14 protein-coding genes and 1 CRISPR repeat array are annotated in these 13,569 nt (G+C 40.8%); of the genes, 12 read left to right on the top strand and 2 right to left on the bottom strand.

All coding sequences use genetic code 11. The features are described from left to right. Positions 1 to 19: 19 nt before the first annotated feature. The 11 genes from cas5c to CJ190_RS05435 all read left to right on the top strand — a co-directional run bounded on the left by cas5c (position 20) and on the right by CJ190_RS05435 (position 10,948). A complete protein-coding gene (cas5c, locus tag CJ190_RS05485; protein ID WP_064293060.1) occupies positions 20 to 802 on the top strand; it encodes a type I-C CRISPR-associated protein Cas5c in 783 nt (260 codons plus the stop codon). Further along, the gene (cas8c, locus tag CJ190_RS05480) at positions 799 to 2,772 is read left to right on the top strand and encodes a type I-C CRISPR-associated protein Cas8c/Csd1 (protein ID WP_064293059.1); all 1,974 of its coding nucleotides are present in this window, start codon (positions 799 to 801) and stop codon (positions 2,770 to 2,772) included. Before cas5c ends, cas8c begins: the two co-directional genes overlap by 4 nt. Before the next feature lie 12 nt (positions 2,773 to 2,784). Further along, positions 2,785 to 3,648 (top strand): type I-C CRISPR-associated protein Cas7/Csd2, encoded by an 864-nt coding sequence (cas7c, locus tag CJ190_RS05475; protein WP_064293058.1) that lies wholly within the window; start codon positions 2,785 to 2,787, stop codon positions 3,646 to 3,648. Further along, positions 3,638 to 4,309, top strand: a complete 672-nt coding sequence (gene cas4 / locus CJ190_RS05470) for a CRISPR-associated protein Cas4 (RefSeq protein ID WP_064293057.1) — start codon at positions 3,638 to 3,640, stop codon at positions 4,307 to 4,309. The genes cas7c and cas4 overlap by 11 nt, the downstream gene beginning before the upstream one ends. Continuing rightward, a complete protein-coding gene (gene cas1c, locus CJ190_RS05465) occupies positions 4,306 to 5,334 on the top strand; it encodes a type I-C CRISPR-associated endonuclease Cas1c (protein ID WP_064293056.1) in 1,029 nt (342 codons plus the stop codon). The genes cas4 and cas1c overlap by 4 nt, the downstream gene beginning before the upstream one ends. A 12-nt stretch (positions 5,335 to 5,346) precedes the next feature. Beyond that, entirely contained in the window at positions 5,347 to 5,640 is a 294-nt protein-coding gene (gene cas2 / locus CJ190_RS05460) for a CRISPR-associated endonuclease Cas2 (protein ID WP_064293055.1), read from the top strand. A 135-nt stretch (positions 5,641 to 5,775) separates the two neighbouring features. Continuing rightward, positions 5,776 to 6,605: a CRISPR direct-repeat array (repeat unit 32 nt; unit sequence GTCGCAGGCTTCGCGCCTGCGTGGATTGAAAT). A gap of 677 nt (positions 6,606 to 7,282) precedes the next feature. Continuing rightward, positions 7,283 to 7,738: a PTS sugar transporter subunit IIA gene (locus CJ190_RS05455; protein ID WP_064293054.1), complete on the top strand. Its 456-nt coding sequence runs from the start codon at positions 7,283 to 7,285 to the stop codon at positions 7,736 to 7,738. Then, on the top strand, positions 7,735 to 8,019 hold the full coding sequence (locus tag CJ190_RS05450; RefSeq protein WP_064293053.1) for a PTS sugar transporter subunit IIB: 285 nt from the start codon (positions 7,735 to 7,737) through the stop codon (positions 8,017 to 8,019). Before CJ190_RS05455 ends, CJ190_RS05450 begins: the two co-directional genes overlap by 4 nt. Further along, positions 8,016 to 9,290 (top strand): PTS ascorbate transporter subunit IIC, encoded by a 1,275-nt coding sequence (locus CJ190_RS05445; protein ID WP_064293052.1) that lies wholly within the window; start codon positions 8,016 to 8,018, stop codon positions 9,288 to 9,290. The genes CJ190_RS05450 and CJ190_RS05445 overlap by 4 nt, the downstream gene beginning before the upstream one ends. Before the next feature lie 152 nt (positions 9,291 to 9,442). After that, positions 9,443 to 9,964 carry a 3'-5' exonuclease gene (locus CJ190_RS05440; protein ID WP_064293051.1) on the top strand — a complete coding sequence of 174 codons (522 nt, stop codon included), beginning with the start codon at positions 9,443 to 9,445 and terminating at the stop codon, positions 9,962 to 9,964. 117 nt (positions 9,965 to 10,081) lie between these two features. Continuing rightward, positions 10,082 to 10,948, top strand: coding sequence for a PPK2 family polyphosphate kinase (locus CJ190_RS05435; RefSeq protein ID WP_070598434.1), 867 nt, complete (start codon positions 10,082 to 10,084; stop codon positions 10,946 to 10,948). A 44-nt stretch (positions 10,949 to 10,992) separates the two neighbouring features. On the opposite strand, the gene CJ190_RS05430 is transcribed toward CJ190_RS05435, so the two are convergent. Together CJ190_RS05430 and CJ190_RS05425 are read right to left on the bottom strand one after the other, a co-directional pair. After that, positions 10,993 to 11,214, bottom strand: coding sequence for a helix-turn-helix transcriptional regulator (locus CJ190_RS05430; protein ID WP_064293049.1), 222 nt, complete (start codon positions 11,212 to 11,214; stop codon positions 10,993 to 10,995). Further along, positions 11,214 to 11,540 (bottom strand): DUF6442 family protein, encoded by a 327-nt coding sequence (locus CJ190_RS05425; protein ID WP_064293048.1) that lies wholly within the window; start codon positions 11,538 to 11,540, stop codon positions 11,214 to 11,216. The genes CJ190_RS05430 and CJ190_RS05425 overlap by 1 nt, the downstream gene beginning before the upstream one ends. Positions 11,541 to 12,121: 581 nt before the next feature. On the opposite strand from CJ190_RS05425, the gene ltrA reads away from it, so the two are divergent. Continuing rightward, on the top strand, positions 12,122 to 13,456 hold the full coding sequence (ltrA, locus tag CJ190_RS05420; RefSeq protein WP_284614181.1) for a group II intron reverse transcriptase/maturase: 1,335 nt from the start codon (positions 12,122 to 12,124) through the stop codon (positions 13,454 to 13,456). Positions 13,457 to 13,569: the final 113 nt, after the last annotated feature.

Genomic DNA, 13,569 nt, shown 5'->3' with positions numbered 1-13,569 from the left:
TGTTTAGAAAGGAGCCCTTATGGGAGAGACTAATCATTTTCAGTCTAAACCCTTTTATTATCGCCTATATGGAGACTATGCGCTGTTTACAGATCCAGTCACTAAAGGCGGTGGGGAGAAGTTTACCTACCAAATTCCCACCTACCAAGCTATAAAAGGGATTACTGAACAAATTTATTGGAAACCCACGATTTATATTGTTATTGATGAATTAGTAGTCATGAACCGGATAGTGACCGAGACGATGGGTGCTCGCCCAATTATAACTACCGGAAAAAAGCCGGGTAATGATCTCAGCAATTATACCTATCTTAGCGATGTTGACTACTTAATTAAATTTCATTTTGAATGGAACCTTAATCGTCCTGATTTAGCTAAGGACCGCAATGAATTCAAGCACCAAGCGATTATTTTACGGTCCTTAGAGCGCGGAGGGCGACGCAGTATTTTCTTGGGAACGAGCGAATGTATGGGCTTTGTCGAGCGTTTATCCGAAAAAGACTACTATGAAACTGCTAGAGAATCTTATTATAGGGAGTCGAATGTCAGCTATGGGATTATGTTCCATAGCTTCACCTACCCAGATGAGCAGCTTGGCAACGAAGCAGAAGAAGACTTAAAACTATATAGTAATTACACTCCGATCCAAATGAAGAAAGGTAAGATAAGTTTCTGTCGGCCTGAGGATTGTCAAATGCAGCAAGTAGTCAATGATTATCATTTTAAGACCTTTAATGAAGGAAATATGACTCTAGTCGATGAGGAATATCAAGCCATGGGATTGGAGGGAACAGAACAATGAATGTCTTAACCAGTCTCTATCAGTCATACTTACAATGTGAAGAAAATGGTCTGGTGGATCAAACTGAAAATCTCAGCAAAGGGGATCCGGTTCTATTACCGATCTTTCATTCTAATCGCTCAGCAGGTAAAAAAGATACTATTGAAGTGGTTTTAGATGAGCAGGGGAAATTTCATAGTGCTGATTATTTAGAGGAAGGGGAGGCCCTTATTTTCCCGATTACCCATGAATCCATCGTGCGCTCGGGAAGTAAGACTGCTCCTCATGCATTAGCCGACCAATTATCCTATCTCTGTCCCGATTTTGATCAAGATAAGTTTGAAGCTTATTTGGACCAATTAAAAGATTGGTTTTCATACAGTCAAGGGAGTTCTGTTGAAGGGCACTTAAAGACTATTTTTGATTATTTGAAAAGTCAAAGTCTGACAGAAGACATTATCCATTCTTTATCTCCAGACGCTAAAAATGTGGTATTAAAAGATAAAAAGATCGAATTTGACTATCAAGACAAGAAAAATACTATCAATTCGACTATTTTTATTACTTTCCGTATCTTACAAATTGACGCTAAAGACTTTTCTGTTTCAAATAGTCAGGCTTTACACCAAAATTATATTGCCTTTGTCCAATCGCAATTGGATCAATTACCTCATCAAATTTGCCAAATTTCTGGTCAGGAGATGTTTTGTGCCAAAAATCACCGGGGTATTATCGGAAATGCCAAATTGATTTCGGTAAGTAACCATATTGAAACCTATAAAGGTAGAATTTCTGATAAGGATAAGGTAACTAGTATTGGTTATGAGACCTCTCAGAAAATTCATAATATGTTGAAGTACTTGATGGATAATCGGGAAACTGCCACCTATATGAAGGATGGTTGCGTATTGTTGACTTGGTCTAGTAAACATATTAAGGATAATCAGATTCCCTTGGTTGAAGGGCAAACCTTCTTTAGCGAGAATGAAGATGATAATAATACCTTTTCGGCTTCAGATGCATCGCTATTAGATATGGGGACTATGGAAACATTTGACTATAAACCTGATGAGCTGGATGCTAATGCCTTTCGACAAGCCTTCATTGGCAAAATGGAGGAAAAAGATCGCGATATCACCTTGGAAGATTTCTTTGTTTTACTTATTCAAAAGATTAGTAATGGCCGAGTCGCCATTAAATATTTCAGAGAGATAGCTTTAGACCAATATGTAGACCAACTCGCTGTCTGGTATGAATCGACCTATTGGACCTTCGGAGCTCCTGGTTATCGTCATGTGCAATCTCCTTCATTTTATAATATTGCTCGTTTTACTTATGGGATTAGTGAAGAAAAGCGCATTTTACCAGCTAAAGACAAGGTTCAAAACCTCGTCTATCAGAAGCTATTGCCATGTTTAGTGGATGGTCGGAAGTTTCCTTTGGATATTATTCAAAAAATGGCTCTCAATGTGTCACAAAGAAATCGCTATCGAAAAACCTGGCTGACTTTAGTGAATTATGCCTGCGCGATTATGAAAAAATACTATTGGGATTATGAAAAGAAAGAAGTGAGTGAAGCTGTGGATAGAGAGAACCAAAGTTTAAGTTATTTATACGGCCGTTTAGCTGCGGTTTACGAAGTCATGGAACTTACTGCTTCTCCGGTCAATGATTCAGAAGATAGTAAGAAGAAAATTAAAGTAACCAATGTTGAAAAGTACTGGAGTCAATTGATGAATTACCCCATGGATGCCTTCCAAGTGGTCAATGAACGAATTATGCCTTACCGAATTCGTTTGAAAAAGGATGGTAAATATTACCGTCGTTATGAACGCTTTGAGCGGGAAATCCTTAACCAAATTGATGACTTGGAGGTTGATGCAAAGCAGGGTAATCGCAAGGTAGGCTTTGACTTCATCTTAGGTTATCAAGCACAAAAACGTGAAATTTATAAGAAAAGCAGTAAAAATAATCCAGTAGAAGCGAAATAGGAGGAATTGATAATGAGTTTAGACCATAAGATTGATTTTATCGCAACGATTGAAGTAAAAAATGCTAATCCTAATGGGGATCCGCTAGCGGGAAATTATCCCCGCACTGATATTGGCGGTTATGGAATTATTACTGATGTTTGTTTGAAGCGTAAATTAAGAAACCGGATGCAGGACCAAGGCCACGAAATCTTTGTGAAGGCCAATGACCGGATCGATGATGGCTATCTCTCTCTGCAAAGTCGTTATGAAGCCGCTTTTGGAGAACCAAAAGACAGAAAAAAGATGCCAAATGAAGAAATGGCTAAAGTTTTCTGTGAAAATTGGGTGGATGTACGGTCATTTGGGCAAGTGGTGACTTATGATAGTAAATCAATTGGAATCCGTGGTCCGGTTTCAATTGCTATGGCCAAGAGCTTATCTCCCGTTGAGGTCGTTTCCATGCAGATTACACGGAGCACTAACGCTGCCGAAAAAGGTAATGATAGAGCCTCAGATACCATGGGTTCTAAGCAATATGTCGATTATGGTGTCTATGTCATTAAGGGCAGCATTAATCCTTATTTTGCTGAAAAGACTCAATTTTCTGAAGAAGATGCTGACTTAGTCAAGGAATGTCTGCGCACTTTATTTGTTAATGACGCTTCTGCAGCAAGACCTGAGGGCAGCATGGAAGTGGTTGATATTTATTGGTTCGACCATCCAAGTAAAATCGGAGTGGTATCAAGTGGTAAAGTCTTTAACCTCCTAAAATATGAGGAAGTGCCTACTTTAGATATTCATTCTTATGACGATTATGGCATTCATCTCGATGAGGATAAGTTGAAAAAATACCAAGAAGCAGGTCTGAAAGTAGAGCATTTCCATGGCCTATGATGAAGACGATTATTTGATGCTTTCAGGGATTCAGCACTTCTACTATTCTAAGCGCCAGTGGTGTTTGATTCATTTAGAACAGCAATGGGCTGATAATCAGTATACGATTGAAGGGCAATTGTTGCATGAAAAAGCAGATAATCCTTATCTAAAAGAAAAAAGAAAGAATCGCTTTATTTCACGAGCTCTTCCAGTTTCTTCCAATCAATTAGGCTTAACAGGTATTTTAGATGTGGTCGAATTCACAAAAGATGAAGAGCATGGGGTAGAATTAGCCAACCGCAAGGGAAAATGGCTTCCTCGGATAATTGAATTCAAACGGGGAAAACCGAAGCAGGATTTGCGCGATATTGTTCAATTAGTTGCTGAGGTGATCTGCTTAGAAGAGAACTTGAATACTACTATTGACGAATCTTATCTTTTTTATGGCAAAACCCAGCATCGAATGAAAGTAGAAATAAGTAAAGAATACCGCCAGCTAGTCCAAGAGCTCGCGGATGAAATGCATAAGACTTTCGCTAAGCAAGAAAATGTTGGTTTAAAAGAATCCCCCGATGATAAGGGTGATTCCTTGCGGGATATAAGTTTATCTTATGCTTTGCGTCCAGATTTCGACTATGAGGCCTATATGATTAAGACGATGGATGATGATCTAACATGAGAAAATTATTAAATACTTTATATATCACTAATGAAGATTATTATTTAGGCTGTCAAGGAGAAAACATTATTATCAAATTGGATGGGAAAATCATCAGACGATTTCCCATTCATATTTTAGAAGATATTGTTACTTTTAATTATGTGGGTGTTAGCCCGGCCTTAATTAAATTATGTAATGAGCATAAGATCTCCTTAACTTTTTTGACCCCAAGTGGTAATTTTTGTGGGAAGTTCATCGGTAAAACCAATGGTAATGTCCTATTGCGCAGAGAACAGTACCGGATAGCTGATGATGAACGAGCACTCCAATGCGCCAAGTGGATGATCGAAGCCAAGTTAATTAATAGTCGTAAAAACTATTTGCGGTTAATGAACGATCACAAGAAGCGTTTAGACTCATTAGAAGAAATTCAAATAGCTTGTGATAAAATAAAAGAAAATGTATTAAGTATTCCAGCAGTCACAACAAGTGATGAGTTGCGTGGGATTGAAGGTGATGGAGCTCGGACTTACTTTCAGTTATTTGATTCGCTTATCCTTCACCAGAAAGAGGATTTTAAATTTGTCTTTCGTTCGAGACGCCCCCCACTCAACCGAGTCAACGCAGCTCTGTCATTTTTGTATAGTTTGCTTACTCACGAAGTCCAATCGGCATTGGAAACAGTCGGATTAGATAGTTATGTTGGTTTCTTTCATACCGATCGACCAGGTCGGGCAGGCTTAGCCTTGGATATGATGGAAGAATTACGGGCCTATCTAGTGGATCGTCTGGTCGTTTCTTTGATTAATCGCAAGCAAATTAAAGCGGCTGACTTTGAAGTGAAGGAAAATTCTGCTGTTTTGTTAAATGATGATGGCAGAACTAAAGTGATCAATGCTTGGCAGAAAAGAAAGCAACAGGAAATTAAGCATCCTTATCTGAAAGAAAAGATTAGTATAGGCCTAATTCCCTATGTGCAAGCGCAGCTATTGGCAAGGTATATCCGTGGAGACATTGACTACTATCCGGCATTTATTAGTTAAAGGTGATTTAAGATGATGGTGTTAATTACTTATGATGTGAATACCGAAAGTAAGGCTGGCCAGAAACGCTTACGTAAGGTGGCTAAGGTCTGTGTTGATTATGGTCAACGCGTTCAAAATTCCGTTTTTGAATGTAGCTTAGATCCTGGGCAATTGGCACTCGTTAAATCGAAATTAGATGGTATCATAGATAGTGAAGTCGACTCGATTCGTTTCTATAATCTGGGTAAGAATTGGGATCATCGAGTACAAACCTTAGGACGGGACGATACCTATCACCCTGAAAAGGATGTCTTACTCTTATAACGAACCCCAAGCACACAGAATTGTATCGGTAGCTTCGTTTGTATTTTGGACTCAAAAATACAATATAAGTGATTATTTTGCTCTTTTTATAACACTTATATTATGAAAATATAGTGAAAACTTGTAAAAAGAGCTGTCGCAGGCTTCGCGCCTGCGTGGATTGAAATCTTTTGGTACCTCTGCGATCGCCTCATCATGGACGTCGCAGGCTTCGCGCCTGCGTGGATTGAAATAACGCTGATCCGTAGGTTAACCCCTCGTCTCTACGTCGCAGGCTTCGCGCCTGCGTGGATTGAAATAATAACAACTGGTTTCTTTCTGTATTTCATTAACGTCGCAGGCTTCGCGCCTGCGTGGATTGAAATATAATATGGGCTTAGATTTTAAAGAAGGTAGTGTGAGTGTCGCAGGCTTCGCGCCTGCGTGGATTGAAATCATTTTTCTGATCATGTCGTAGATCTCTTGTTTGCGTCGCAGGCTTCGCGCCTGCGTGGATTGAAATCGCAATATGCGAATGGTATTGGGTTTTCTACCGGGTCGCAGGCTACGCGCCTGCGTGGATTGAAATAAGTGGACTAACCGCCATCTTTCTTTAGGGCCGTGTCGCAGGCTACGCGCCTGCGTGGATTGAAATAGCTCCAATTTGTCGCCATGGACTAAATTGGCCGGGTCGCAGGCTACGCGCCTGCGTGGATTGAAATAGCTCCAATTTGTCGCCATGGACTAAATTGGCCGGGTCGCAGGCTACGCGCCTGCGTGGATTGAAATAGCTCCAATTTGTCGCCATGGACTAAATTGGCCGGTCGCAGGCTACGCGCCTGCGTGGATTGAAATCCTCCTACTTAAACTTCTGATCATCCATATATCGTCGCAGGCTACGCGCCTGCGTGGATTGAAATTAAGAATTGTTGAAACCATGAGTGAAATTCGCTTGTCGCAGACTTCACGCATGCACGGATTGAAATTGTAATTGCTGATAGTATCAACATTAGTAACGAGGGTTCAGACTTTTTGTCTGTATGGATTGAATTATCAGTTAACGAAAAAGCGATACGTTTTTCTTGTCGCAATTTATACACTTATGTAGGTAGAAATTAATATGCGGCTAAGTATTACAAATATGGTCCAAAGTTGTAGGCTTTCTTTCAGCAAAGATTGACTATTTATACCAAGCAATCAGCCCTTGCCAGCTCCTCCATCAGCGAGCTCAACAAGGGCTTTTTCTATTACATCGACTCATAAAAGCACTAAAAAAATTAACCCAATCCCAAAAATAAATCACAGCCCCACTAAAACCGATCATTCTTGATCCTTTTTCCTAAGTTGACAGTAGTCCTTGGACAGGCTAAACTATCAGTAAATCAAAACATTATTAAGGAGATTACATCATGACTTTAGTATTCATTTCTTGGCAAGGCTGGCGTAGAGTAAAGTGAGATAACTAAGAACGGTTAGACTCGCTTTATTTTGGTTACCCAATTGAAGAGGAGTCTATGCCGGATGTAATCGAAGAGAATGAAGCCGCATAGATGGCGGTTATGTTGAACTGTGAGTTTTTACACAAGTTCGCATAACCTTTCTATGCGGCTTTTTTCTGTTCTCATCCGGAAGTTTTCAGATCATTAGTAGAGGAGATTAGCACATGACAGACCTTATCCACCCCAATCGAATCACCTTGCAAGTCGAGCTCAATAGTCCAGAGGCAGCGATTCAGTTTGGCGGAAATTTGCTGGAAGCAGATGGCTTAATTAATCACTCTTATATCCAAGCCATGCTTGACCGTTACCGCGACCAAGGGCCTTACTTTGTGATTGCCCCGGGAATTGCCTTCCCCCACGCGCGACCGGAAGAGGGTGCTTTGAAAACGGGCTTTAGCCTGGTGACTTTTAAAAAGCCGATTGTCTTTTCTCATCCAAGTAATGATCCCGTTCAGTTAATGTTGTGCTTGAGTGCTACTGATAGTCAAAAACATTTGGCCGCTTTGATGCAACTGGCTCAGCTTTTGCAGTCAGAAACAACTAAAGAGAAGTGGCTTCAAGCTCGTAATAAAGAAGCCATTTTAGCAGATTTAAGACATTTAGGAGGAACTGACTTATGAAATTTGTAACAGTTTGTGGCGCTGGTGTAGGTTCCAGCGTGATGTTGAAAGTGTTTGCGCAAAATATTTTATCCGATGAAGGCATCGACGGTAGTGTGGAAGCTGCTGATATTTCCTCACTCAACCCTTATGACTATGATGTGATTATCACTTCCTCAGCCTTTGCTGAACGTTTAGAAGGACAGGTAAAACACTTAATTATCATGGACAACATGTTGGACCAAGAATATTTAAGAAGCCAAATCCTTAACCTAGTTAGCGAAGAGGAGGCTGTTCGATGAATCTTTTACTTTATTTTATTCAAACGATTTTTTCCCAGGCGGTCTTTATAATCGGTTTGGTCTGCTTAATTGGATTGCTGATTCAAAAGAAGTCCTTCGATAAGGTGATTTCTTCTGTGATTAAGGCCATGATTGGTTTCCTTCTCATTAATGAGGGTGGGAAATTCCTAGGGATGGCCTTGTTACCACTCCAACCCATGTTTATTAAGATCTTCAATCTCAACGTTAATGTTCCTAGTCTTGACCAAGCCATGGGTGGTCTCGAAGGTGTCGGCTTTGAAATGGCCTTGATCTTCGCCTTAGGTTTTGTGCTTAATATTTTAATTGCTCGTTTCACACCTTTAAAGTTCGTCCACCTCAGTGCCCATGTATCCTTCTTCTATGCAGGTTTAATTGCAGCGCTTTTAAAATTTAATACCAGTTTATCTACCGCAGCCATTGTTATTATTGGTGCTATTATTCTTGGCGTTTACTTAACGGTAACCTGTGCCTATGTTTATCCTTTTATGAAGAATATCAAAGGCGGTCAAGGCTTTACCCTAGCGCACTCTTCTTCAGTCGGGCTATTGATTGGCGCTTTGCTAGGTAAATTAGTGGGTAAGGGCAGTCATGACATTGAAGAAATCCAATTTCCTAAAGCCCTCGGTTTCTTACGGGAAATGACTATTGCCTTATCCTTAGTGATGATGGCCTTGTTCTTGGGACTTTCCCTCCTAGCTGGGCCAAGCTTTGTGGTTGACCAAGTATCTAAGGGGCAAGATATTTTCTCCTTTAGCTTAATTAATGGCCTTACTTTTGGGATGTGGATTACGGTGATTATTACTGGGGTCCGGATGCTTTTAGCGGAAATTGTTCCGGCCTTCCACGGTATTTCAGCCAAGTTAATTCCAAATGCTATCCCTGGGCTGGACGTACCTCTGCTATTTCCTAACCATCCCACCAGCGTGATTGTTGGATTCTTAATGAGTTTATTGGCAGGATTCTTGGGTGTCTTTGTTTTAGGGCTAATTGGCTACCCCATTCCAGTCTTTCCCGCTTTAATTCCGACCTTCTTTACCGGTGCCATCACGGCCATTTTCGGTAATAGTACTGGTGGACGACGTGGCGCGATTGCGGCTTCCTTCACCAATGGCTTAATCCTAATTTTTGGTCAAGCTCTCCTCTTACCTATGGTAGGGGACTACGCACAAATCATGCGGGTCTTAGCAGAAACCGACTATGCCTTCTACGGTCCCTTGTTAGGTTACCTCCTCAGACTGATAGGCATTTAATATGGACCACCTTTCTCTTGTTAAGGAGAAGGGTGGTTTTTCCTTTTCAAGGATAGAAAATTTTCATATGATAGACTTGCGATAAATGGCGGCTAAGTTTCAATCGATTAGTGGAGATTGATTTAGCCAAGAGAAAAGGAGACTTTTGATACATGACTTATAATATTTTTAGCCAAGTCCCTAGTGAATATGTTGCCTTTGACTTAGAGACGACAGGGCTAGGCTTTTCCAGTAAGATCATTCAGATTTCAGCCGTCTACTTTAAAGATGGTACAGAGATCGGCGCTTTTGACCAATTGATTAATCCTGAGCGTCCCATCCCAGCCAAGATTACCCAGTTGACGGGAATTTCTGATGCAGATGTTCTTTTTGCGCCCACCATGGACCAGGTGATTACTAATTTTATTCAATTTATCCAGGATCTGCCAATAGCTGGATATAATAGTAAGAAATTTGATATTCCTATGTTGAGAGCCAATACCGGCATTGACCTGAGTCCTTTACCGCACATAGATGTCTTAGAGATGGCGCGATTGAGTCCCATCCGCACGCCTAACTATAAATTAACTACGGTGAAAGCTTATTATGGGATTCAAAATCGCGCCCATGATAGTCTTAACGACTCAAGGGCCACAGCTTTAATTTTAGAAGAGTTTCGTAAGGGAAATTTTTAAAGGGTAACAGAACATTTTAAGGCTTGACTGAAGTCTTTTCTTTTTCTATAAAAACGTTTTCATGTTAAATTAAAATTAATTAATTTTCACGTTTTTGAAGAAAGGATTAGATCTGCTATGGAATTTAAAGATTTTAAAGTAACCGATGGCAATTTCAGCCTGGCTGATTTTCAAACAGCTTATTTAAGTGAGGCTGAAGACGAAAAATTGAAAGAAGAGATCTATGAAAGCTTGGTCCCTCAATTAGTGGATTGGCATGATCGTTTGACTGCGGAAGGAACCCACGGACTCTTAGTGGCTCTGCAAGCCTTGGATGCGGCGGGGAAGGACGAGTTGATCCGCTATATCTTCTCTACCTTACAGCCCCAGGCCCTCAAGGTGACTTCCTACCAGCAGCCTTCAGACGATGAAATTGCCCATGATTATCTCTGGCGCATGCATGAAGGGATGCCGGAAAGAGGGACGATTGCGATCTTAAACCGGTCTTACTATGAAGATATTATTGCACCCCAAGTTCACGATTCCCTGGATTCCGATGACCAACCCAGTGAAATTCGTGATGATCCCCAAGTAGTTGAAAAACGTTACCAGCAAATTCTGCAATTTGAAAAGTATCTGTGTGAGAATGGTTTTCCTGTGGTCAAATTCTTCTTCCATATGTCCAAAGATAAGCAACGGGAGCGACTCCTAGAGCGGATTGAAGAACGGGAGAAGAACCATGAATTTTCCTTCTCAGATATTGAGGACCGCAAGAAGTGGGACCTCTACCAAGAAGTCTTTGAGAAGATGCTGCAAAACACCGCTTGTGACTATGCGCCTTGGTATATCTTGCCCGCTGACAACCCTTGGCTAGCCCGGAAAATTGCCACCCAAGCTTTGATTGAAGTCATTGAAAAAATCGATCCTCATTATCCAACTTTCTCAGACGAAGAACAAGAAAAAGCCAGTCAAATTGTTGAGCAATTACGTAATAATGAGATTTAAGTTTAAGTAGAAAAACGTCTAGCCCTAAAACTAGACGTCTTTCTTTAAGACAGCTCATCTTTAAAATAAAACATGTCCTCAAATTGACAATCTAAAGCGATACAAAGAATGAGGGCTAATTTAGCGGTGGGGTTGAATTGCCCAGTTTCAATCGATGAAATCGAGTTCCGTGAGACGCCGATCATGTCGGCTAAGGCCTGCTGACTTAAGCCTCTTTCTTTACGGATTGCTTTGAGGTGGTTGTGTAAGATTAATTCTTTATCCATTAGGCTGCCCCAAAGCTAGAATTTATAAAGCGAATGAAAAAGGCAATATTCAATACCGAGGTAAAGATAAAAAGGATTAAGGCAGATTTTTCTTGACTGATTTTATAGCGTTTATAGAAATTCACGGATATAAAGGTAAATAACAGGACTTCAATATCAGCAATGCTCTGTCCATTTATGGCTTTGATGGCCATTAAAATAATGGCTACCACGCACATAGCGGCGAAACCATAGTCGTCGGCTTTCTTAATCAGGTGTTGCTGATATTCATCCTGATTGTTTGAGCGATATTTAGCTAGAATGCGTTCTTTTTCTTCTTCCTTCATATTTATTCCACCTTTCTTGCCAAGTATACTTGGCACACTCTTAGGATAACATGCCAAGTAAACTTGTCAAATTATTTGGTTAATATGCTATTTTTTGCCCCCTTTGAAAATTTTAATCAAGAAAAAAGCAGAAGCATTGAAAGGTGCTTCTGCTTTTTATTCGTGCGCCTGGCATGGGCGACAACTAGGTGGTGAAAGTCCACTACAGACCTTTGCAGTAGGAACTGTTAGCTAAAGACAAGGGTGTCCACCGTGAGGTGGAATCTGAAGGAAATTGGAGGCAAATACTTGCACTGACGTACAGAAACTTCATAAAGAAAGGCTGTCAAAAGATGGATGAGCTTGCGAAACAAAGTGAAGTCCAATACTGCACGAATCTGAGACAGTAGATGAAGCAGTGACATGAGTAGAAAGTTGTCGTTCTTACCCAGGGAGATCTCACAGACGGCGCAGGAGTCCCCTTATAAGAAGCCGGTCGAAAAAGGTTTACTGTGAGAAATCAGCCGAAGTCATAGTAGTTTTCTAAGGAAACGAAGGACTGAACAATATCAATGTTTGATTAGATGGGAGGTAGCTCAATTATGAGAAAAGCAGAAAAGTTGCGAAAGCAACGCAGCCTACAAAGGCATAAGGTGGAACCTGAAAAGTATGTAGGTGCGCTTAGTAATTCAGCTATTGAATATATGAAAAGACATGATGGGTCTCTAATGAGTCTCGTCGTCAGAGAAGAAAACCTCATGCGAGCGGCTCAAGCGGTTCGAAAGAACAAAGGAGCAGCTGGTATTGATGGGGTTTCCGCGAAATCTGCGGAAGCCGAAGTAAGGAAGTACCTCAAACCCTTACAACAGAAACTAATAAACGCGACATATAAACCTCAACCGGTGAAACGGGTAGAAATTCCCAAAGCCAATGGGGGAGTTCGTCAATTAGGCATTCCTGTTGTCAGGGATCGGATTGTTCAACAAGCCATTCGACAAATTATTGAACCAATCATTGATCCTCAACTATCATCAAATAGCCATGGCTTTCGTAAAGGTAAGAGTGCACATAGTGCACTGAAACAGTGTGTCGAATATTACGAAGCCGGCTATAAAATTGTCGTTGATTGTGATCTCAAGAACTGTTTTGATAATTTTAATCAAGATAAGATGATTAACTACTTAGAAGGAATGGTTAAAGATCCGGCAATATCACGTATCCTCAGACGTTTTATGAGTGCAGGCGTTATCGATATGTCTGGTCAATTCATTGATAGTTATACGGGCACCCCCCAAGGGGGTGTCATCTCACCGCTTCTATGTAATGTTTATTTGAATGAACTGGATAGAGAATTAGAACGCCGTGGGCATCGTTTTGTGCGCTATGCAGATGATTTTGCGATTTTCGTTAAATCAAAACGTGCAGGCGAACGGGTATTAAAGAGTATTACTACTTACATCGAGAAAGATCTTCGATTAACAGTTAACCATGAGAAGAGTCAAGTGGGTTCGCCAACCCGTTTAAAATTCTTGGGTTGCCTTATCATGCCTACCCGAAAGGGGTGTCGTTTTCGTCCGACGTATGAAGCAAAGAAGAAATTCAGAGCGAAGTTAAAACGTCTGACAAGTCGAAAGCGACCAGGCACCTTTAAAACCATTGTAAAAGAGATCAACCAAGTGACACAAGGTTGGATCAACTATTTTGGAATAGGTTATATTAAAACTTATATTGAAGAAATAGAACAATGGTTAAACCATCGCCTAAGGCAACTCATTTTGAAGCGATGGAAAAGCTGTCAAACGAAGATTGTACGCCTCATGCGGTTAGGATTAGATAGTGATAGTGCGAAACGTATTGCTTTCTCACGTAAGAAATATTGGCGTCTATCTAAAACACCGGAGGTGCACAACGCTCTGACAACAAAAAGACTCCGCTAGTGGGGATTAAAATCATTAACCCTCCTGGCGGAGTCTGCCTATTTAAGATATTGAACCGCCGTATACGGAACCGTACGTACGGTGGTGTGAGAGGTCCTCTGTCCGATTAACGG

The sequence above is a fragment of the Aerococcus loyolae genome, assembly GCF_002871915.2.
Taxonomy (GTDB): domain Bacteria; phylum Bacillota; class Bacilli; order Lactobacillales; family Aerococcaceae; genus Aerococcus; species Aerococcus loyolae.
The sequence above is the reverse complement of the archived record's forward strand: the minus strand, read 5'-3'. Positions and strand labels throughout refer to the sequence as shown.

Bases quoted from the DNA above. Each gene is read 5' to 3' on its own strand.
- ltrA (WP_284614181.1), top strand. From the start codon at position 12,122: ATGAGAAAAGCAGAAAAGTTGCGAAAGCAACGCAGCCTACAAAGGCAT.
- cas2 (WP_064293055.1), top strand. From the start codon at position 5,347: ATGATGGTGTTAATTACTTATGATGTGAATACCGAAAGTAAGGCTGGC.
- cas1c (WP_064293056.1), top strand. From the start codon at position 4,306: ATGAGAAAATTATTAAATACTTTATATATCACTAATGAAGATTATTAT.
- cas5c (WP_064293060.1), top strand. From the start codon at position 20: ATGGGAGAGACTAATCATTTTCAGTCTAAACCCTTTTATTATCGCCTA.
- cas8c (WP_064293059.1), top strand. From the start codon at position 799: ATGAATGTCTTAACCAGTCTCTATCAGTCATACTTACAATGTGAAGAA.
- CJ190_RS05435 (WP_070598434.1), top strand. From the start codon at position 10,082: ATGGAATTTAAAGATTTTAAAGTAACCGATGGCAATTTCAGCCTGGCT.
- CJ190_RS05430 (WP_064293049.1), bottom strand. From the start codon at position 11,214: ATGGATAAAGAATTAATCTTACACAACCACCTCAAAGCAATCCGTAAA.
- CJ190_RS05455 (WP_064293054.1), top strand. From the start codon at position 7,283: ATGACAGACCTTATCCACCCCAATCGAATCACCTTGCAAGTCGAGCTC.
- cas4 (WP_064293057.1), top strand. From the start codon at position 3,638: ATGGCCTATGATGAAGACGATTATTTGATGCTTTCAGGGATTCAGCAC.
- CJ190_RS05445 (WP_064293052.1), top strand. From the start codon at position 8,016: ATGAATCTTTTACTTTATTTTATTCAAACGATTTTTTCCCAGGCGGTC.
- CJ190_RS05440 (WP_064293051.1), top strand. From the start codon at position 9,443: ATGACTTATAATATTTTTAGCCAAGTCCCTAGTGAATATGTTGCCTTT.
- CJ190_RS05450 (WP_064293053.1), top strand. From the start codon at position 7,735: ATGAAATTTGTAACAGTTTGTGGCGCTGGTGTAGGTTCCAGCGTGATG.
- CJ190_RS05425 (WP_064293048.1), bottom strand. From the start codon at position 11,540: ATGAAGGAAGAAGAAAAAGAACGCATTCTAGCTAAATATCGCTCAAAC.
- cas7c (WP_064293058.1), top strand. From the start codon at position 2,785: ATGAGTTTAGACCATAAGATTGATTTTATCGCAACGATTGAAGTAAAA.